The organism is Actinoalloteichus caeruleus (genome assembly GCF_049311605.1).
Classification (GTDB): domain Bacteria; phylum Actinomycetota; class Actinomycetes; order Mycobacteriales; family Pseudonocardiaceae; genus Actinoalloteichus_B; species Actinoalloteichus_B caeruleus.
Genome location: NZ_CP186005.1, coordinates 374,860 through 394,188, shown reverse-complemented (window position 1 = coordinate 394,188; position 19,329 = coordinate 374,860). Strand labels below are relative to the sequence as shown.

Here is a 19,329-nt window from a genome sequence, read left to right as displayed (position 1 = left end):
CGCCGGCACGTCGTCGACTCGCGCCGTCAGCTGGCCTCGGCGATCCGCTGCTCGGCCTCGCGGAGGATCGGCGAACTGGTGGGCCGCAGCAGCTCCTCCGCCCGCCGCCAGGTCGCCAGGGCCAGCTCCTCGTCGCCGGAGGCCCGGTGGACGTCGCCCAGGCTGATGAGGGCCTTGCCTTCCTGCACCGTCGCCCCGCACCCACCGGCGACGCGCAGCGCCGCCTCGGCGTAGTCGCGCGCGGCGTCCCACCGCCGGAGTTCACCAGCCAGCTCGGCGAGGTTGTTCAACGCGACCGCCTCGTGGAAGGGCCGCCCGGTGATCCGGTACAGCTCCCGAACGGCCAGGCACCGGGCGAAGGCGGAGTCGAGACGCCCCTCGTTCTGGTCGAGGAGGGCGAGGTTGTTCAACGCCATCGCCTGCCCGGCCACGTCCCCCAACTCGCGGTAGAGGGTGAGCGTCCGCTCGCCGACCGATCTCGCCTCCTCGAACAGCCCGAGCTGGACCCGGACCGTGAAGAGGTCGGCGACGGTCGCCGCCACCAGCTCCGGCCCGGCCAGCTCCTCGGCGATCTCGGACGCCGCCACCGCGCGGTCCAGCGCGGCCGGCAGTCCGGTGGAACCGTAGAGCGCCACGCTCACCTGTCCCCGCAGCATCAGGCACTCCCCCAGCCTGTCGCCGTCCTGCCTGGCCGCCGCTAGTCCCCGTTCGAAGAGCCCGCCCGCCTCGTCGAGCAGGTGCCGGAAACGGACGTAGGGCATGAGGGACCAGATGAGCCGCCAGACGCGGCGGTGCTCACCGAGGGCTTCCGCCGTCGCCACGGCTTGCCCCAGGTTGGCCCACTCCCGGTCGTACCAGCTGACGGCGTCGCCCAGCTCCGGCAGTTCGACCTCCGGTGCCAGCGGTTCGAGCCTGACCGGCTGGCTGGACAGCTGGAGTGCCTCCCGCGCCCGCTCACTGGCGGCCAGGTAGTAGGCGACCATGCGGTGCCGGGGCGAGGAGCCGGGACCGGTGTCGGGCACGTCGAGCTGGCGGGCGTAGAGCCGCAGCAGGTCGTGCGCGCCGACCCGGTCGGGGGTGACCCGGTCGACCAGGTGCCGGGAGGCCAGTTCGTCGACCACCACGCTGACCTCCCGTACGGGGCGCCCCGCCATCGCCGCGAGGACGTGGTCGGTCATCTCCGACCCGGGATGGGCTCCCACCAGGCGGAAGACGACAGCGTGGTCGGGTGGCAGGTCCCGGTAGGACACGTCGAAGGCCCCCCGGACACTGATCTCGTCGTCCTCCACGGCCAGTCGGACGAGCCGGTCCCGCTCGTCACCGAGCTCGGAGAGCAGGGTGGCGAGCCCCGACCCGCCGCCCGCGATGATCCGCGCGGCCACGATCCGGAGCGCCAGCGGCAGCCCACCGCAGAGCCGCACCAGCTCGACCACGGTGTCGGTGTTCGTCCCGTCGATCTCGCCGCCGACGTCCCGAAGGGCACCCGCCAGCAGTTCGACCGCGTCGTCCTCGGCCAGCATGCCGAGCGGCAGGAGCGCGGCTCCGCTGCGCACCACCAACCCCTCCAGGCGTCGCCTGCTCGTGACCAGCACGAGGCAGTCCCGGCCCGCCGGCAGGAGGGGGAGGACCTGTTCGGTGCTCGCGGCGTCGTCGAACACCAGCAGCAGCCGGCGGTCGGCGGCCGAGGACCGGAATGCCGCGGCGCGCTCCGCCACCCCGGCGGGCACGTCCCGGTCGCGGACGCCCAGTCCCACCAACAGCTGCCGGAGGGCGGAGTCGGGTGGCACCGGGCCGTTCCGCCCGTCGGCCCCACCGAGGTGCACGAAGAGCTGCCCGTCGGGGTAGTGGTGGCGCACGCGGTGCGCCCAGGTCACCGCCAGGGCGCTCTTCCCCGCTCCCGGCGGCCCCGCGAGCACCACGATCCGGGGGCCGGAGCCCGCGCGCTCCGTCTCGGTCGGACGTCGGCGTTCCCACAGTTCGCGCAGCCTCGCCAGCTCCCGCGCCCGTCCCGTGAAGCCACCGACCTCCGGGGGCAGCTGGCGGGGGGCGGCCGCGTCGCGGCCAGCGGCGATCGCCGGCCGGTTCCCCGACCCGAGCGGCAGCGGGTCGTCCCGCAGTACCCGTTCGTAGGTCCGCTGGAGGTGGGGCGAGGGGTCGACGCCGAACTCCTCGCGCAACCGCCGTCGGATGTCCTGGTAGCGGGCCACCGCGTCCGCCCGGCGACCGAGCCGGTACAGGGCGACCAGGAGGTGCGCGGCCATCCGTTCCCGGAGCGGATGCTCGTCCAACAGGCGGACGAGTTCCGCGGTGACCAGTCCCTCCCGGCCGAGTTCCAGGTCGGCTGCGACCCGCTGCTCGACGAGGTCGAGGCGGAACTCCTCGATGGAGTGGGCCATCGAGCCGAGCACGCCCTCGTCGGAGAGGTCGCCCAGGCTCGGTCCCCGCCACAGCTTGAGCGCCTGGCGGAGCAGCCTGGCCCGCCGGTCCGGCCCCGGGGCGTCGTCGGCGTCGGCACCGGCCGACGCCGCCAGGTCACGAGCGCGCACCAGGTCGATCAGGGCGCCGTCCACCTCGATCCGGTAGCCGGGGGGCTTGGTGCGGATGTCGGCCGGGGAATCCCCGGGGAGGGCCGCCAGTTGCCTGCGCAGCCGCGAGACGTAGCCGTGCAGGATGGTGCGCGCGCTCGCGGGTGGGGAGTGTCCCCACAGCATCTCCGCGATGCGCTCGGTGGGGACCACGGTGCCCCGGTTCAGCAACAGCAGCGCGAGGACACTCCGCACCGCCCGGCTCCCGAGCGGCACCGGCCGCCCGTCCACGGTGACCTCGACCGGACCGAGCAGGAGGAAACGCGCTCCTGGTTGCCCGCCGGGGGTGTCGTCGCCGTTCAGCACCGCCTCGTCGCCTCCATCGCCGCCTTCGGGCGGACGGACCCGCTCCCCCGCCTCGATTCGACAACGTAGGCGTTCGCCGAACTCCCCGTGATCGCTTCACCGTACTGACCGGCGCTGGGGCGGTGGCAGGGGTGCGCTCCGAGGGGTCGGCCGGTGGTCCCGGTTCGACGCCGGCCGGTGCCGCGTGGACGACGCTCGGTCTCCGACCGCTGGTGCCCACCTCCCGAGGTGAACCTCACCCGGAAGAAGGGCGTTCATCGCCCAAGGCGGTCCGATGTCGACCTCTCACGCCTCCCTGACGCACGGCGTGTCCCCAGGTGGGGGCCGCTACCACCCTTATGGGTGATCCAAACCGGCTACTGTCGACTCGTTGACATCCTGGCGTGGAGGGCACGTGGCTACAGCGACCACCGTGGTCGACCGGGCTGCGGGCTGCCTGTTGGGCGGAGCGCTGGGCGACGCGCTCGGCGCCCCGGTCGAGTTCCACCAGCTCGCGGAGATCCGCCGGCGTCACGGGCAGGACGGCGTCACCGAACCGCCCAAGCCAGCCCTGATCAGTGACGACACCCAACTCACCCTCTTCACCGCCGAGGGCTACCTGAGCGCGTGGGTGCGGGGGAAGCACCTCCAGATCTGGGACCCGGCCCGTGAGGTGTGGAGCGGCTATCGGCGTTGGCTTCGAACCCAACAGCGCAAGCGCCCGGAACGCGACGCGGTGGGGCTGCTCGCCGATCCCCGGCTCTACGCCAGGCGCGCTCCCGGACTGGCCTGCCTCCGCGCCCTCTCCAGCGCCGAGCCCCCCACCCAGGGCGAGCAGTACCAGCGGGCGAACGGGTGCAGCGGCGTGGTGCGCGCCGCTCCGGCCGGGTTCGCGCCAACGGGAGAACTCGCCTACGAGATGGGGTGCGAGTTCGCCGCCCTCACCCACGGCCACCCGGCGGCCTGGGCCCCCGCCGGTGCGCTCGCGCTCCTCGTGCACCTGGTGGCGGTACGCCGGCGGTCGCTGCCCGACGCCGTGGACCAGGTGACGGGACGAGTGCTGCGGGACCACCCCGACACCGCGGAGAGCCTGGCCTCGGCCGTCCGCCTCGCCGAACGGGATCTCGGGGCCGCCCGCGCGTCCCTGGAGGCGCGGGCGTTCGGCCGGGCACCCACCGAGGGCGGCCCCGGCGCGGAGTCGGTGATGGGTCTCGGTCCCGGCTGGGTGGGATCGCAGGCGCTGGCCATCGCCGTGTACTCGGCGCTCACCCACCGCAGGGCGGCGCAGTTCCCGGACGCGTTGCGGCTGGCGGTCAACCACTCCGGCGACAGCGACTCGACAGCGAGTCTGACCGGCAACATCCTCGGGGCCCTGCACGGCACCGCCGTGCTGCCCCGCCCCTGGTTGGCGCGGCTGGAACTCGCGGACGTCATCGAACGCGTGGGCCACGACCTCGGGGCCACCTGCGCCGGTGACACCTTCGAGGAGCAGCGCTACCTGGTCGCCTGACACGGAGGCCACGGGCCGCCACACCACACCGGGCGGTCCGACGAGCGGCCCCGGGGCGGTGGGCACGCCACCCAACACGCCGGATCTGACCGACCTGACGACCGAGGGCCGTGGGCCCCCGCCATCCCGGCCGGACGCCAGGAACGCGCGGGAGCCCACGGCCCCGGGTCAACGTGGTGCCGACGTCACCGGGACAACGGGGTGAAGTCGGACCGGTTCGCCACGAAGGGCGGACGCGGCTGCGGAGCGGCGAACGGCTCCACCGGGGTGTTGTCCACGCTGTTGAACACGATGAAGATGTTCGAGCGGGGGAACGGCGTGATGTTGCTGCCCGAGCCGTGCATCGAGTTGGAGTCGAACATCAGCGCGGAGCCGGCCGGGCCGGTGAACTGCTCGATCCCGTGCTCCGCCGCGAGCTTGCTGATGCTGTCCTGGTCGGGGACGCCGATCTCCTGCTCCTTGAGGGACTCCTTGTAGTGGTCGTCCGGGGTGGCCCCGACGCAGGAGACGAACGTCCGGTGGGCGCCGGGCATCAGCATCAGACCACCGTTGAACGGGTAGTTGTCGGTCAACGCGATGGAGATGCTCACCGCTCGCATCCTCGGCATCCCGTCCTCGGCGTGCCACGTCTCGAAGTCCGAGTGCCAGTAGAAGCCTCGTCCCTTGAAACCCGGCATGTAGTTCACGCGGCTCTGGTGCACGTAGACGTCCGAGCCGAGGATCTGCCGCGCGCGGTCGAGCACTCTCGGGTCCGTGGCGAGCCGACCGATCTCCTCGCTGATCTTGTGCACCTCGAAGATCGAGCGGACCTCGTTGGAGGACTTCTCCACCACCGTGCGCTCGTCCGCCTTCACCTCGGGGTCGGACGAGAGCCGCGTGAGCTCCTGCCAGAACTTCTGCACCTCGGCCGGCGTCAGGAGCCCCTCGACCGTCAGGAAGCCCTTGTCGTCGTAGGACCGCAAGGTGTCGGCGTCGATCGGCCCGGAGTCCACCCCCGGCCAGGCCACCGGGTCCTCTCGCTTGATCAGCGCCGGCTCCGTCCCGACCCGGGTCGGGTAGAGGTCATCGGTCTTCACGTCGGCCACAGTCATGTGATTGCCTCCTAGGCGAATTCCCGATCGGCGACCCGAGGGAAACACGGGTCGATCCGCGATGTGGTGGTGGTCCGGGCTCGTCGCTGTTCGGGTCCCGGGACTGGCGTACCGCCGGTCGGCGCCAGGGCGGCACCCGCCCCGCGCCGACCTCGCGGTCGAAATCCCCACGTCCCGGCATACGGGTCAGGTGGTGGTGGCGTCAACCCCTCTCGTCACTACCGGAGAACCCCGTCCCGGTTCACTCGACGTTGGCCGCTTTCGCTGGTGCCTGCTCGTCCTGCTCCGCCTTCTCCACGATCAGCGGGTACACGCCGTTCTCGTCGTGCACCTCACGCCCGGTGACCGGCGGGTTGAAGACGCATACCGTCCGGATGTCCGTCCTCGGCCGCACCTGGTGGTGCTCGTGCCCGTCGAGCAGGTACAGGCTGCCCGGAGCCAGCGGGAAGGTCTCGCCGGTCTCCTTGTTGGTGATTTCCCCTTCACCCTCGACCACAAACACCGCTTCGATGTGGTTCGCGTACCAGAAGTCGTTCACCGTGCCGGCGTAGAGCGTGGTCTCGTGCACCGAGAACCCGACACCCTCCTTGGCCAGCACGATGCGCTTGCTGCGCCAGTTCGGCGTCTTGATGTCGCGCTCGGTGTCCTCGATCTCGCTCAATGACCGTACGATCACGTTTGACTCCTTCGACTGTCTCTTCGGGGACGTCCGGCGGGGTGGTACGGCGGGCCAGCGAACGTCGTCGCCTGTCCGGTCAGCTGGCGCTGACGGCCCGCACCGAGTCCACGACGATCCCGAGGCCGCGTTCCAGTTCCTCGTCCGTCACGGTGAGCGGGGGCATCAGCTTGAGCACCTCGCCGTTGGGCCCCGAGGTCTCCATCAGCAGCCCCCGTTCGAAGGCCGCCGCGCTGGCCCGACCCGCCAGTGCCGGCTCGTCGAACGCCAGCCCGCGTGCCAGTCCCCGCCCACGCGATTCCAGGCCCGCCGGCTTCAGCTCCTGGGCCAGCTCCTCGAGGCAACGCCCGATCTGCTCACCCTTGGCCAGGGTGCTCTTCTCCAGTTTGTCGCTGGTCCAGTACTCCTGGAGCGCCTTGGCGGAGGTCACGAAGGCCGGGTTGTTGCCCCGGAAGGTCCCGTTGTGCTCACCCGGCTCCCAGACGTCCAGCTCGGGGCGGAGCAGGGTCAGCGCCATCGGGAGGCCGTAGCCGCCGATCGACTTCGAGAGGCAGACGATGTCCGGCTGGATACCGGCGATCTCGAAGCTGAAGAAGGGGCCGGTACGGCCGCAGCCCATCTGCACGTCGTCGACGATGAGCAGGATCCCGTGCCGCTTGCACAGGTCGGCGAGGGCTCGCAGCCACTCCGCCCTGGCGACGTTGATGCCGCCCTCGCCCTGCACCGTCTCCACGATGACCGCCGCCGGCTCGTTGAGCCCGCTCCCGCTGTCCTCCAGCAACCGCTCGAACCAGATGAAGTCCGGTGTCTGGCCGTCCAGGTAGTGGTCGTAGGGCATGGGGGTGGCGTGCACCAGCGGGATCCCCGCGCCGCCCCGCTTCATGGAGTTCCCCGTGACCGAGAGCGCGCCGAGCGTCATCCCGTGGAAGGCGTTGGTGAAGTTGATGATGGACTCACGCCCGGTCACCTTGCGCGCGAGCTTCAGCGCGGACTCCACCGAGTTGGCACCGGTCGGGCCGGGGAACTGCACCTTGTAGTCGAGGTTCCTCGGCTCGAGGACGACCCGTTTGAAGGTTTCGAGGAAGTCCCGTTTGGCGACGGTCTGCATGTCGAGACCGTGCGTCACCCCGTCCCGCCGGATGTAGTCGATCAGTGCCTCCTTGAACACGGGATTGTTGTGCCCGTAGTTCAGGGCGCCGGCACCGGCGAAGAAGTCCAGATACGGCTTGCCGTTCTCGTCGAAGAGTTCGCTACCGAGCGCACGGTCGAATACCGTCGGCCAGGTACGGCTATAGCTGCGAACCTCGGATTCCAGACTCTCGAAGACGTTCACGATTCTCCGTCCGTTCTAGGATTGCGATATCTGCACCGGCGGCGACGGACTCACCCGGCGGGAGGCCGTGCGACAACGTCGCTCCCGTGACCGGTAATCGCTTCATCGATCTTGGTCGCTGTCTTGGGTGACCGGCGGGTCAGGTTCCGGAGGAGGCGGGGCGGAAGGGACCGATGCGGTACAGGTCCTCGCCCTCGTGCGAGTCCGGGAAGGAGTCGGCCGGGAAGAGCTCCCGTCGCTCGAGTTCGGTGCCGCGGTTCCTGGCCAGCGCGGTGAACAACCGGATGGACGCCGTGTTGTCCGGGGTGATCGTCGTCTCGAGGTAGCGGACCCCGGTGTGGGTGACCCGGTCCACGAGCTCGCGGAGCATGCCGCCGGCCAGTCCGCGACCTCGGTGGCGCTCGTCGACGGCGACCTGCCACACCATGATCGTGTCCGGCGCGTCCGGGCGCACGTAGCCGCTGACGAATCCGCCGACCGCGCCGTCCACGCGAGCGACGACGGATGTCCGGGAGAAGTCACGACACCACAGCACGTAGGCGTAGGACGAGTTCAGGTCCAGCACCCCGGAATCGCGCGCGAGGCGCCACATGGCGGATCCGTCCGACACATTCGGCGATTCGATCGCCACCTGCGCCACTGACCCACTTCCGCTGCTTTCAGAATTCGGGTGTGCCGTGGTCATAATTCGTCAACCTAACAGAGGTCCCGTTTCCCGGCAGATCTGCGAATGCGCGACCCGGCATCTACCAGTGGATTCACAGAAAACGGCGTGACAAGAAGCACATTAACCTTGATTTAACACGGCCAATTGTGCTAGGCTGCGCCGGCGTTCATCGGCCGGGTGACTGCTCTCCCCATGAACGGGTGACGTTTGTGTTCTCATACCGCACATCGCGCCCACGGAGCGTGATGTTTCACTGATCAACTCACCGTAGGACGGATCTTCCCGCACCGCATCTCCTGAATGGGCGAGTCGGTACCCCGGTATGGGCCAGCGCGGGCCGGCCACCCCCGCGTGACCGGTCGCCCCGACGGTCCTGATCCCGGCACCGCCGGCGCCCGGGAGCCGCCACGGGCACGGCCGCGCCGGGGTGGGCGACAGGTCCGCGCCCCGGCTGCGGAACACCTCCACGGTGACTCGGCGGACCGCCCGGCCCGCACCGGCGGGATGTCGACCCGTGCGGGCACCGGCGTGGGCGTTGGCACCGGCGTGGCGGCGCCCCGGTCGCGGGCGCGCCTCGCCTCGCGGTGAGGTGGTGAGCTGCCGAGGAGCGCGACCAGGGTGCGGGCCGCGACCGCGCTCGGGCCGGCGGTGGGCCGGAGCGGGAACGGAAACGGGGGCGACCTCGGGGAGCGCCCGGGACCGGCGGACGACCCGAACGGGCCGGGGACAGCCGCGTGGCGAGTGGTCCCCGGGCGCACCCGGTGCGGCCGTCGCGCCCCGAATGCCCTCTGACCAGCGGTGGAGCCGACGAGGGGACTCGAACCCCTAACCACTCGCTTACAAGGCGAGTGCTCTGCCAGTTGAGCTACGTCGGCGGGTGACCGCGACCCGCCCTGGGGCGTCGCGGTCGCCGAGCACATCGTATCGACACCGCGCACGCCCCCGGAACCGTCCCTTCGATCCACCGGAGACCGGTTCTCGGGTGGGGCCGCGGGGCCGAGCGTCCGGGAGGAGTGGGCCGGCGACGGGTTCGGCCGCCCGCCGGCGCTCCCCGCGCCACCACCGCCGGTCGCGGTCGGCTCACCGCCCTGGGAGCCCCGCCACGCCGGTTGCCGCCCGTCCCCGGCGGCGGGACGATCAGGAGCAGGAACAAAGTTCGGCGGTCCGCGCGTTGGGCACCGACGGGCGCGCGGGGCCGAACCACCCGCGCCGAGGCCATCCCCCGGTTGTCGCAGGTGAGGCGGCCGGGGACCACGTCGACCTAGGGTGGCGCACGCCACTACGCGGACCCGCAACGGAGGGGAGCCCGCCGCCGATGTCGTGAGCGGCGTGGTGATCTCAGACCCCTGTCCCGGGTCGACCCCGGTCGGCCACGCCAGCAGAGACCGAGCAGGCACGAGGTGAAGGAGGCCGGTCCGTGGGTATCGCCCAGCGGGCCCGTGAAGCGTTGCGCCGGAAGGAGGCGACGCCCGCCACGGTGGCGAACACCGCCGTCTATGGACCGCAGCTCCCCGAGGCGTCGACCATCCACCTGGTGTTGGACCTCGCCCTGCGGGTGGGCGAGGTCCAACTGGCGAGTGGCGCGGGTGCCGCCGACGCCACCGCGACGGTCATCGCGATCACCAACGCCTACGGTCTCCCCCACTGCGAGGTGGACGTCATCTACACGTCCATCACCGTGTGCTGTCACCTCGGTTCCGGCAAGGCCCCGATCACCACGCTGCGAGTGGTGCGGAGCCGCTCCCACGACTACAGCAGGCTGACCGCGACCGAGGACCTCGTCCAACGGATCACCGGCTTCGAGATCAGCGCCGAGGACGCCTACGCCGAGCTCGAACGCATCACCAACGCCGCCCACCCCTACCCGCGATGGGTGTCCTCCCTCGCCTGGGCCGGTCTCGCGGCGTCGATCGCCGTGCTCATCGGCGCCGGCCCCCTCCTGACCGGACTCGCCGCGCTCGTCAGCGCGCTGATCGACCAGATCGGGCGGTTCCTCAACCGCCGTGCCCTGCCGTTCTTCTTCCAGCAGGCGGTCGGAGGCGCGGTCGCGACCGGGGCGGCCCTGCTGCTCTTCCAGTCCGGGGTCCTCGGCGGGGGGAGCGCCTCGCTCGCGGTCGCCGCGAACCTGGTCGTGCTCCTCTCCGGGCTCTCCGTCGTCGGTGTCGCCCAGGACGCGGTCGGCGGGTACAACGTCACCGCCGCCGGCAGAGCCGGCGAGATCCTGATCATGACGGCGGGCCTGGTCACCGGGGTGATCGTCGCGCTGCGCATCGGGGTCGCGCTCGGCGCGCCCACGACCGACGTCGCGGCCAGGCTTCCCCCCGCAGCCAGCCAGCTCCCGCTGCTGGTGGTCGCCGGCGGTATGGCGGCGGTGTGCTTCGCGCTGGCCAGCTACGCGCCGCTGCGGACGCTGCTGGTCGCCGGTGGAGCGGGCGCGCTCGGCCAGCTCACCTACAGCACGTTGTCGCTGACGGCGCTCGTGGGACCGATCCCGGCCTCGGCCGGAGCCGCCGTGGTGATCGGTTTCGCGGGGGGCCTGCTCGCGAGGCGCCTGAAACTGCCCACGCTGATCGTGGTCGTCTCGGGCATCACGCCGCTGCTGCCGGGACTGGCGACCTACCGGGCCGTCTACCAGCTCGCCGCCGAGGGGAACCTGACCGCCGGGCTGTCCGACGCCGTCCTCGCCGCCGGGGTGAGCCTCGGCCTCGGAGCCGGGGTCGTCCTCGGTGAGTTCCTCGCGCAGCCGGTCCGGACCAGCATCGGTCGGCTCGAACGGCGCTTCTCCGGCCCGAGGATGTCGGGACCGCTGCGTCCGTCGCGCCGTCGCCTCGAGTGAGCACCGCGGGCTCGGCCCCCGTCGAGCCCGAACTCGTCCGACCTGCGCGATGTGGCGGATCGCGGGCTGCGACGGGCAGCCGATTCAACTACTCACGGTCATGTGATCGCGCTTACTGCGTCCACCAATCAGCACGAATTGTGGCTAGCCTCAACAATGGAGGATGACACGGAGAGTCACCGGCTGCCACCAGGGCCAACGGAGGTCGGGGCAGGTGGCCACACCGTTCGACTCTCGTCGCTGCTGAGGAGGCCTGGCCAGTGGGCAGCACGACACCAGCTTCAACGGGTGCCGACTTCGTCGTGGTCGCCAACCGCCTTCCGGTCGATCTCGAACGACTGCCCGACGGGACGGAGCGCTGGCGTCACAGCCCTGGCGGGCTGGTGACGGCGCTCGAGCCGTTCCTGCGAGCCCGCAAGGGGGCGTGGGTGGGGTGGCCGGGCATCGCCGACGCCGACGTCGCTCCCTTCGAGGACGGCGACCTGCGGTTGCACCCGGTCAGCCTGTCCTCGGACGAGTTCCGGGACTACTACGAGGGCTTCTCCAACGCGACCCTGTGGCCCCTCTACCACGACGTCGTCGCCACCCCGGTCTTCGACCGGACGTGGTGGGACGTCTACGTGCGGGTCAACCAGCGGTTCGCGGAGGCCACCGCGTCGGTGGCCGCCGAGGGCGCCACCATCTGGGTGCAGGACTACCAGCTCCAACTGGTCCCGGCCATGCTCAGGGACCTCCGCCCGGACCTGCGCATCGGCTTCTTCCTCCACATCCCGTTCCCCCCGGTCGAGTTGTTCATGCAGCTCCCCTGGCGCACCCAGATCGTGCGAGGACTGCTCGGGGCCGACCTCGTCGGCTTCCACCGTCCGGGTGGCGCGCAGAACTTCCTCTGGCTCGCCAGGAGGCTGGCGGGGTTCCAACCCACCAAGGGCAGCGTGGGGGTGCGCAACCGCCCCGGAGTCGTCCAGGTCGGGGACCGCCCCGTCCGCGTTGGCGCCTTCCCGATCTCGATCGACTCCTCGTCGCTGGACCAGCTGGCCGCGAGCGAGGAGAGCGCGCGGCGGGCGGCGCAGCTGCGCGCGGACCTCGGCAACCCCCGGCGAATTCTGCTGGGCGTGGACCGGCTCGACTACACCAAGGGCATCGACCTGCGGCTACACGCCTTCCGCGAACTGCTGGCCGAGGAACGGGTCGACGCCTCGGACACGGTCATGGTGCAGTTGGCGACTCCAAGTCGAGAACGTCTGGAGCACTACAAAAAGATGCGGGAGGAGATCGAGCGGGAAGTCGGGCGCATCAACGGCGAGTTCAGCCGCCTCGGCCGACCGGCGGTCCATTACCTGCATTCGTCCATCGACCGCAAGGACCTCGTCGCTTTCTACTGCGCTGCCGACGTCATGGTAGTCACCCCGGTCCGCGACGGGATGAACCTGGTCTGCAAGGAGTACGTGGCCTGCAGGAACGACCTCGGCGGCGCGCTGGTGCTCAGCGAGTTCGCGGGAGCCGCCGCCGAACTCACGAGTGCCTTCCTGGTCAATCCCCACGATCTGGAGGGCGTGAAGGACGCGCTTGAGGCTGCCCTGAACATTGACCCGGCGGAGGGACGCCGTAGGATGCGCGCGCTGCGGCGTCAAGTTCTCAATCATGACGTCGATCGCTGGGCGCGATCTTTTCTCGAGGCTTTGGGGGCGCAGCCGAACCGCTAAGGTTCATTCGTTTACCCATCCCTGACGCCGTGAGGAGGAGGCGTTGACCGCCGAGGCCCTCCCAGCCGAACTTCGGCGCGCGATCGTCCAGCTTGCGAGGACGCCGCGCCTGTTGGTCGCCTGTGACTACGACGGGACACTCGCTCCCATTGTCGTCGACCCGGACCATGCCCAGCCGCTACCGGAGTCGGTGCACGCGCTGCGGTCGTTGGCGGCGCTGCCCGCCACCGTCACCGCGGTCATCTCCGGCCGGGCACTCCGTGATCTGGCCGCGTTGTCCCGGCTGCCCGCGGAGGTGCACCTCGTGGGCAGCCACGGCTCCGAGTTCGACGTGGGATTCGTCCACGAACTCGGAGCCGAGGCCACCACGCTGCTCCGCCGCATCCAGTCCGAACTCGATCCCCTCGCCGACGAGGGACAGGGAATCCACCTGGAGGTGAAACCCGCCAGTGTCGCCGTCCACGTGCGGCGAGCGGAACCAGCCGTCGCCGAACGCGTGCTGGAGACGGTGCGCACCGGCCCGGCGACCTGGGACGGAGTCCAGGTCACCGAGGGCAAGGCGGTGATCGAACTCGCCGTGGTGCAGACCAACAAGGGCAACGCGTTGGACACCCTGCGCCACCAGGTGGGCGCGACCGCCGCGCTGTTCTTCGGTGACGACGTCACCGACGAGAAGGCCTTCCGGAGCCTCCAGGGCCCCGACATGGGCATCAAGGTCGGCCCCGGCGACACCGCCGCCGCCTACCGGGTGGACGACGCCCAGGCGGTCGCCACGGTCCTCGCCTTCCTCCTGGAGGAACGGCGCACCTGGTTGTTCGGTGAGCAGGCTCCGCCCATCGAGCGGTTGAGCATGTTGGCGAACGAGCGAACCGTCGCCCTGGTCACCCCGGACGCCCGGCTGACCTGGCTCTGCCACCCGGAGCCGGACTCGGCGGCGGTCTTCGCCGACCTGCTCGGCGGACCCACCGCTGGCCACTTCTCCATCAAGCCCAACCGCAACGGCCTCCCACTGGGCCAGCGGTACCTGCCCGGGACGATGGTGGTGGAAACCCGCTGGTCCCGGTTGCTGGTCACCGACTACCTCGACCACTACTCCAGTTCCCACCGGACGGACGTGGTCCGGGTCGTCTCGGGCAACACGACCGCCAGCGTCGAGTTCGCTCCCCGCCCCGAGTTCGGCCAGGTGCCGGTCCGCCTCATCGCGGAGGCCGACGGCCTCCGGGTCGTGGGCACCTCGGAGCCGATGGTCCTGCGCGCTCCCGGCGTCGTCTGGGAGATCACCTCCGACGGCATGCACGAGTCGGCGCGTGCCGTGGTGGAGCCCTCCCCTGGTCACGACGTGGTGCTCGAGCTGCGCTGCGGGACCGACGACCTCGGGCCGGGCGAGATCGCGGAGCAGGAGCGTCGGCAGCGGGCGGGCGAGTACTGGTCCAGTTGGGTCCAGGGGCTGTCGCTGCCGCCGGTGGAGACCGACCTGGTGGCCCGTTCGGCGCTCACCCTCCGGGGGCTGTGCCACTCGGAGACCGGTGCCATCATGGCCGCGGCGACCACCTCGCTGCCGGAGGAGATCGGTGGTGTCCGCAACTGGGACTACCGGTACTGCTGGCTGCGGGACGCGGCTCTCACCGCCCAGGCCCTGGTCTCGCTCGGGTCGCACGAGGAGGCCGAGGGTTTCCTGAACTGGCTGCACCGGGTTCTGGAGACCCTCCCGGGGCCGGAACGGCTCCACCCCCTCTACACGATCTACGGCACCAACCTCCCACCGGAGGCCGTGATCGACACCCTGCCGGGTTACGCGGGTTCGCGCCCCGTCCGGGTGGGCAACCTGGCGAACCAGCAGGTGCAGCTCGACGTCTTCGGCCCGGTGGTGGATCTGATCGCCATGCTGACCGAGTCGAGGGGCAAGCTCACCGACGACGACTGGCGGCTGGTGACGGCCATGGCCGAGGCGGTGTCCCGCCGCTGGCACGAGGCTGACCACGGGATCTGGGAGGAGCGCCACGCGCCCAGGCACCACGTCTACTCGAAGGTCATGTGCTGGGTGACCCTGGACCGCGCGGTGCGGCTGGCGGAGAGCTACGGCCGCGAGGTCGACCCGACCTGGGAGCCCCTGCGGGACGAGATCGCCAGGGACGTGCTGAAGAACGGGTGGAACGACGAGGTCCAGTCCTTCACCACCGCCTACGACGGGGTCGACCTGGACGCGGCCTCCCTCTTCGTCGGGCTCTCCGGCCTGATCGACCCGACCGACGACCGGTTCCAGTCGACGGTGACGGCGATCGAGTCCGAGCTGCGCAGCGGCTCGACGGTGTACCGCTACCGCCGGGACGACGGGCTGCCCGGGGACGAGGGCGGTTTCCACTTCTGCGCGGCCTGGATGGTGGAGGCCTACCTGCTGACCGGTCGGCGGACGGAGGCGGAGGACCTGTTCCAACAGCTGGTCGACGCCGCCGGCCCCACCGGGCTGCTTCCGGAGGAGTACGACCCCATCGCGGAGCGGTCGCTGGGCAACCACCCACAGGCCTACTCGCACGTGGGTCTGATCCGGTGCGCCAGGCTGCTGTCCGAGGCCGTCTGACGCTCCTCCCCTCCCGGGGATGAGTTCCGTCGCGGGGCCCGCCGAGAACGGCGGGCCCCGTCGGCTTTTCCGGGTGTGGACGGCCGGCCTGCTCGGGGCATGCCCCCGTGGCCGGGGGCCGCGTGCCCTCCCGCCGACCCGGTGAACCCGTTGCTCCACCAACGCGGGCTCTGGCGCGTTCCCCCGGCGCCTCCACCCGTCGACCTCTCCTGACCTCCCGCGCGCGGGGACCGGGTCCCCTTCCCCACGCCGAAGAACAGCGACACCCGCCGCTCCACGGAGGTCACCACGGCCGCCGCCTGGTCGGTTGCGCCTCGAACCCGTCCAGGTTCGCCGGGGGCGGCCGACATCAGCGGGAACTGGGCATCTGGCGGCTCGCGGATGGGGCGGTGCCTGGCGGCCCTCACCTCGATCGGTGCGGTCACCGGGCTCGGCGTCCGGGTGGGGCGCCCGCCGTCACGGCTCGCGGACTTCACCCGTTCGGACGAGCATGTTGGCCGGAAGTGGCCGTTGTCCCGGGGCCGGTCGCCGCCGTTGGGCGGGTCGCGCCCCCGCGCTGGCTGATCGGCGCGCCGGCGGGCCGGCCGGCGGTCACGCTGGGAGGACCGTTGCCGGTCGAAGAGCGGGGAGTGCTCATGTGTCGACTGTTCGGCCTGTCCGGTGCGCCCCGGCGGGTGTCGGCCACCTTCTGGCTGCTCGACGTCTCGGACAGCCTGGCGGAGCAGAGCCGGCGCGAACCGAACGGCACCGGGTTGGGGACCTTCACCGAGGACGGCCTCCCCCTCGTGGAGAAGCAGCCGATCGCCGCCTACGAGGACCGGGCCTTCGCGGAGGAGGCGCGGCACCGCGAGTCGACCACGTTCCTCGCGCACATCCGCTACGCCTCCTCCGGGCCGGCCAGGCCCGAGAACACGCACCCGTTCCTCCAACGGGGGCGGATGCTGGCCCACAACGGCGTGATGGGGGACCTGCCCGTCCTGGAGCGCGAACTGGGCCGGCACCTGTCCCTCGTCGAGGGGGACACCGACTCGGAGCGGTTCCTCGCCCTGGTCACCCGTCACACCGAGCGGAACGGCGGTGACGTCGGTGCTGGACTGACCGAGGCGGCGCGGTGGGTGGCCGAGAACCTGCCCGTCTACGCGCTCAACGTGGTCCTGACGACACCGACGGAGCTGTGGGCCCTGCGGTACCCGGAGACGCACGATCTCGTCGTCCTCGAACGCGTGGTTCCGCCGAACGGGCGCCGGCGGCACCTGGACCACGCGAGCGCGGCGGGAACCGTCCGGGTCCGCTCGGACGCCCTGGCGGGCTGCTCCTCGGTCGTGGTCGCGAGCGAACCGATGGACGAGAGCCCGGACTGGCGATCACTGGCACCAGGCGAGCTGCTGCACGTCGACGACCGGCTGCGGACGAGGCGGCGGACCGTGCTGGACTCGCCGCCCCGGCACCGGCTCACCCTGGACGACCTGGGGGAGACGGCAGCACGGTCCCAACGGGGCCGTTGAACTCACGCTCCCGCGAGCGAACCCCAGCGGACATCCGACCCCGCCCGGATGCGGAGGGCGTCCCCGGGGCGGCCGACCACCGGCCGGCGCGGAGAACGCCGGCCGGTCACGGCCCGAACCAGCGCTCCTGGCTGTTCCGTGGTGGCGCGGCCGTGCTACCGGTCCGCAGGCTCGTCGGCAGGACGATCTTCCTCGGACGGCCGTGGTCCGGTTGCTCCCGTAGCAGCCGGCCCGCCTCCGCGCCCTTGTCCCGCACCGGCTGCACCACGGTGGTCAACCCCACCCGTTCCGCCTCGGCGATGCCGTCGAAGCCGGTCACGGTCAGATCCTGGGGCACGCGCAGGCCGCGACGCCTGGCCTCCTCGAGCGCGCCGAGCGCCAGGATGTCGGAGGTGCAGACCACGGCCGTGATCTCAGGGTCGAGATCCAGGATCCGGGCGGTGGCCGAGGCGCCGGACTCGACGCTGTGGTCGAACCGTTCGACGACGGGTACCTGCGCCCACGGGACCCCAACCGCCTCGAAGGCCGCGGCGAGGGCGACCAGCCGGGCGCGCTGCACGTGGAAGTGCGCTGACCGCTGCCGGTCCAGCGAGGCGATGGCGTCGTTGCGGTCGCGTCCGAGCCGCATGCACACCACCCCGACCCGTCGATGCCCCAGGCCGATGAGGTGGTCGGCCATGCCGGTCATCGCGGAACCGTCGTCGATGCCGACCGTGTCGACCCCGGGGAGGCTGGGCTGGTCGCAGACGACGGTGGGCACCGGGCGCTCCAGCACGGCGGCCAGGTGGGGATCGTCGTCGGGCACCGAGTAGACGACGAACCCGTCGACCCCCGCCCGGTGCACCGCGGCGAGGTCCTCCCGCTCGGGATTGGCCGGGACCAGCAACAGCCCCTGCCCCGCGGCTTCGCAGGAGAGCGCCAGGCCCTCCAGGAAGCTGACGGCCGCGGGGTCACGGAAGGCGTAGGAGAGGTTCTCGGTCAGCAGGAGACCCAGCGCGCCCGCCTTGCGGGTGCGCAGGGACCGCGCGACCGGGTCCGGACCGGGGTAGCCGACCCGACGAGCGGCTTCGAGCACGCGTTGCCGGAGTTCGGGTGAGAGCTGGTCAGGACGGTTGTAGGCATTGGACACCGTTGTCCTGGACACGCCGAGCTCCGCCGCCAGCGAGGCCAGGGTTGCCGGCCGGCGAGAACTGATGGACCGCACCATGAAGTGACCGTAACGGTTCAGAACCAATTGGTGAAGCCAGGGCGACCCACGCCACGACGCGGGTATTTTCCGCGCGTGCCCCGTCGCCGGCCGCCCCGCACCCGTGGGGGCCCGCACCGGGTTCCGGGAGTTCAGCGAGGGGGCGCCGTCGACTCCCTGACCACCAGCCTCGGCCGGAAGATCCGGGTGTGCGCCCCGACCGGCTGCGCCCCGGCGTCGGGGTCGAGCCGGGCGGCCAACTCCTCGACCGCCGCCCGCGCCATCTCCGCGATGGGCTGCGCCAGCGTCGTCAACGGTGGGGTGCAGTAGTCGGCCAGCGGGCTGTCGTCGAAGCCGATCACCGACAGCTGGTCCGGCACGGACACCCCCCGCCGATGGCACTCCCGGATCGCGCCGAGCGCCATGTGGTCGGACGAGCAGATGACGGCCGTCACCGGCTCCCTGTCCAGCAGCTCCCCCAGCGCCCTGGCACCGCCGCCCGCCCCGTAGGGCGCGTGGGACACGAGGGCGGGCCTCGCCGCCAGCCCCTCCTCCTCCAGGGCGGTGGCCCAGCCGGCGTGCTTCAGCCGGGACGGCAGCGAACGGGCCGGCCCGCTGACGAAACCGATGTGGCGATGCCCCAGGTCGAGGAGGTGGCGGGTCGCCAGGTAGCCGGCGAGCTGCTCGTCGACGGCGACGTCCGGGATGTCCGCGGAGGGCACCCCGCCGTTGACGAACACCACGCGGACCCCGTCGTTGACGAGCTGGTGGTAGTAGGCGCTCCTGGCGGTCCGTCGCGCGGGGCTGACGTTGGCGATCCCGGGCGACACGAAGATCATCCCCGTGACCCCCCTGGCGAGCAGCATCCCGACGTACTGCTCCTCGCCGAGGCTGTCGGGTTCCGAGGACCGCGTGTTGCACAGCACGCACGAGAAACCCGCCCGGGCCGCCCTGGTCTCCAACGCCTCGGCGAAGGCGGGGAACACGGGGTTGGACAGCTCGGGAACGAGGAGGCCGACCACCCCCGTCCTCCCCAGCGCCGCCACGCCCCGGGAGGTGTGCGGCAGCTCGGCCAGCGCGGCCAGCACCCGTTGCCTGGTCTCGTGGTTCACCCCGGCCCGCCGGTTCAGCACCCGGCTGACGGTGGAGACGCTGACCCCGGCCGCGCTCGCGATCTCGGATAGTCCGGCCACAGCGGGTCGCCCCTTTCTCCTGCGCGTCCTGCGCACGCCGATGGCCGTAGCGTGCCGGTGACGGCACGTTTTTTCAAACCTCTTCACCCGGCAGGTGGCCCCAAGAACCTGCTGTTACGGCTTGGTTACCCAAAGGACCTTGACGTGAGCTGGCTCACGGGTATGCAATTCGCGTCACACA

The 19,329-nt window shown here is 71.4% G+C and carries 12 protein-coding genes and 1 tRNA gene; 5 read left to right on the top strand and 8 right to left on the bottom strand.

Features of this window, described 5'->3' with window-relative positions; genetic code table 11:
- Positions 1-26: 26 nt before the first annotated feature.
- Positions 27-2,891: a BTAD domain-containing putative transcriptional regulator gene (locus tag ACOJVX_RS01795; protein ID WP_422647192.1), complete on the bottom strand. Its 2,865-nt coding sequence runs from the start codon at positions 2,889-2,891 to the stop codon at positions 27-29.
- 394 nt (positions 2,892-3,285) lie between these two features.
- Here ACOJVX_RS01795 and ACOJVX_RS01790 point away from each other — a divergent pair, with 394 nt between their 5' ends.
- Positions 3,286-4,380: an ADP-ribosylglycohydrolase family protein gene (locus tag ACOJVX_RS01790; protein WP_026417562.1), complete on the top strand. Its 1,095-nt coding sequence runs from the start codon at positions 3,286-3,288 to the stop codon at positions 4,378-4,380.
- A gap of 185 nt (positions 4,381-4,565) precedes the next feature.
- Here the strand turns inward: ACOJVX_RS01790 and thpD are convergent, their stop codons facing one another.
- The 5 genes from thpD to ACOJVX_RS01765 all read right to left on the bottom strand — a co-directional run bounded on the left by thpD (position 4,566) and on the right by ACOJVX_RS01765 (position 9,022).
- Positions 4,566-5,471, bottom strand: a complete 906-nt coding sequence (gene thpD, locus ACOJVX_RS01785) for an ectoine hydroxylase (RefSeq protein ID WP_026417563.1) — start codon at positions 5,469-5,471, stop codon at positions 4,566-4,568.
- A 241-nt stretch (positions 5,472-5,712) separates the two neighbouring features.
- On the bottom strand, positions 5,713-6,147 hold the full coding sequence (locus ACOJVX_RS01780) for an ectoine synthase (RefSeq protein ID WP_026066275.1): 435 nt from the start codon (positions 6,145-6,147) through the stop codon (positions 5,713-5,715).
- A 79-nt stretch (positions 6,148-6,226) separates the two neighbouring features.
- Complete coding sequence (gene ectB / locus ACOJVX_RS01775; RefSeq protein WP_026417564.1) at positions 6,227-7,480, bottom strand: diaminobutyrate--2-oxoglutarate transaminase; 1,254 nt, start codon at positions 7,478-7,480, stop codon at positions 6,227-6,229.
- Positions 7,481-7,619: 139 nt separating this feature from the next.
- Positions 7,620-8,165 carry a diaminobutyrate acetyltransferase gene (gene ectA, locus ACOJVX_RS01770; protein ID WP_030105138.1) on the bottom strand — a complete coding sequence of 182 codons (546 nt, stop codon included), beginning with the start codon at positions 8,163-8,165 and terminating at the stop codon, positions 7,620-7,622.
- Between the two features lie 781 nt (positions 8,166-8,946).
- Positions 8,947-9,022, bottom strand: a tRNA-Thr gene (locus ACOJVX_RS01765).
- Between the two features lie 542 nt (positions 9,023-9,564).
- Between ACOJVX_RS01765 and ACOJVX_RS01760 the strand changes: the two genes are divergently transcribed.
- From ACOJVX_RS01760 to ACOJVX_RS01745, 4 genes are all read left to right on the top strand, one after another.
- A complete protein-coding gene (locus ACOJVX_RS01760; RefSeq protein ID WP_026417566.1) occupies positions 9,565-10,983 on the top strand; it encodes a threonine/serine ThrE exporter family protein in 1,419 nt (472 codons plus the stop codon).
- A 260-nt stretch (positions 10,984-11,243) separates the two neighbouring features.
- Complete coding sequence (locus tag ACOJVX_RS01755; RefSeq protein WP_026417567.1) at positions 11,244-12,686, top strand: alpha,alpha-trehalose-phosphate synthase (UDP-forming); 1,443 nt, start codon at positions 11,244-11,246, stop codon at positions 12,684-12,686.
- A 43-nt stretch (positions 12,687-12,729) separates the two neighbouring features.
- Positions 12,730-15,264 carry a trehalose-phosphatase gene (gene otsB, locus ACOJVX_RS01750; protein ID WP_026417568.1) on the top strand — a complete coding sequence of 845 codons (2,535 nt, stop codon included), beginning with the start codon at positions 12,730-12,732 and terminating at the stop codon, positions 15,262-15,264.
- A 635-nt stretch (positions 15,265-15,899) separates the two neighbouring features.
- Positions 15,900-16,769, top strand: coding sequence for a class II glutamine amidotransferase (locus tag ACOJVX_RS01745; protein WP_418154296.1), 870 nt, complete (start codon positions 15,900-15,902; stop codon positions 16,767-16,769).
- A 106-nt stretch (positions 16,770-16,875) separates the two neighbouring features.
- On the opposite strand, the gene ACOJVX_RS01740 is transcribed toward ACOJVX_RS01745, so the two are convergent.
- Together ACOJVX_RS01740 and ACOJVX_RS01735 are read right to left on the bottom strand one after the other, a co-directional pair.
- Positions 16,876-17,976 (bottom strand): LacI family DNA-binding transcriptional regulator, encoded by a 1,101-nt coding sequence (locus ACOJVX_RS01740; protein ID WP_081715225.1) that lies wholly within the window; start codon positions 17,974-17,976, stop codon positions 16,876-16,878.
- A 131-nt stretch (positions 17,977-18,107) separates the two neighbouring features.
- A complete protein-coding gene (locus tag ACOJVX_RS01735) occupies positions 18,108-19,148 on the bottom strand; it encodes a LacI family DNA-binding transcriptional regulator (protein WP_103055808.1) in 1,041 nt (346 codons plus the stop codon).
- Positions 19,149-19,329: the final 181 nt, after the last annotated feature.

Coding starts and splice junctions, on each gene's coding strand:
- thpD (WP_026417563.1), bottom strand. CDS start 5,471: ATGACTGTGGCCGACGTGAAGACCGATGACCTCTACCCGACCCGGGTC.
- ectA (WP_030105138.1), bottom strand. CDS start 8,165: ATGACCACGGCACACCCGAATTCTGAAAGCAGCGGAAGTGGGTCAGTG.
- ACOJVX_RS01745 (WP_418154296.1), top strand. CDS start 15,900: ATGTGTCGACTGTTCGGCCTGTCCGGTGCGCCCCGGCGGGTGTCGGCC.
- ACOJVX_RS01740 (WP_081715225.1), bottom strand. CDS start 17,976: ATGGTGCGGTCCATCAGTTCTCGCCGGCCGGCAACCCTGGCCTCGCTG.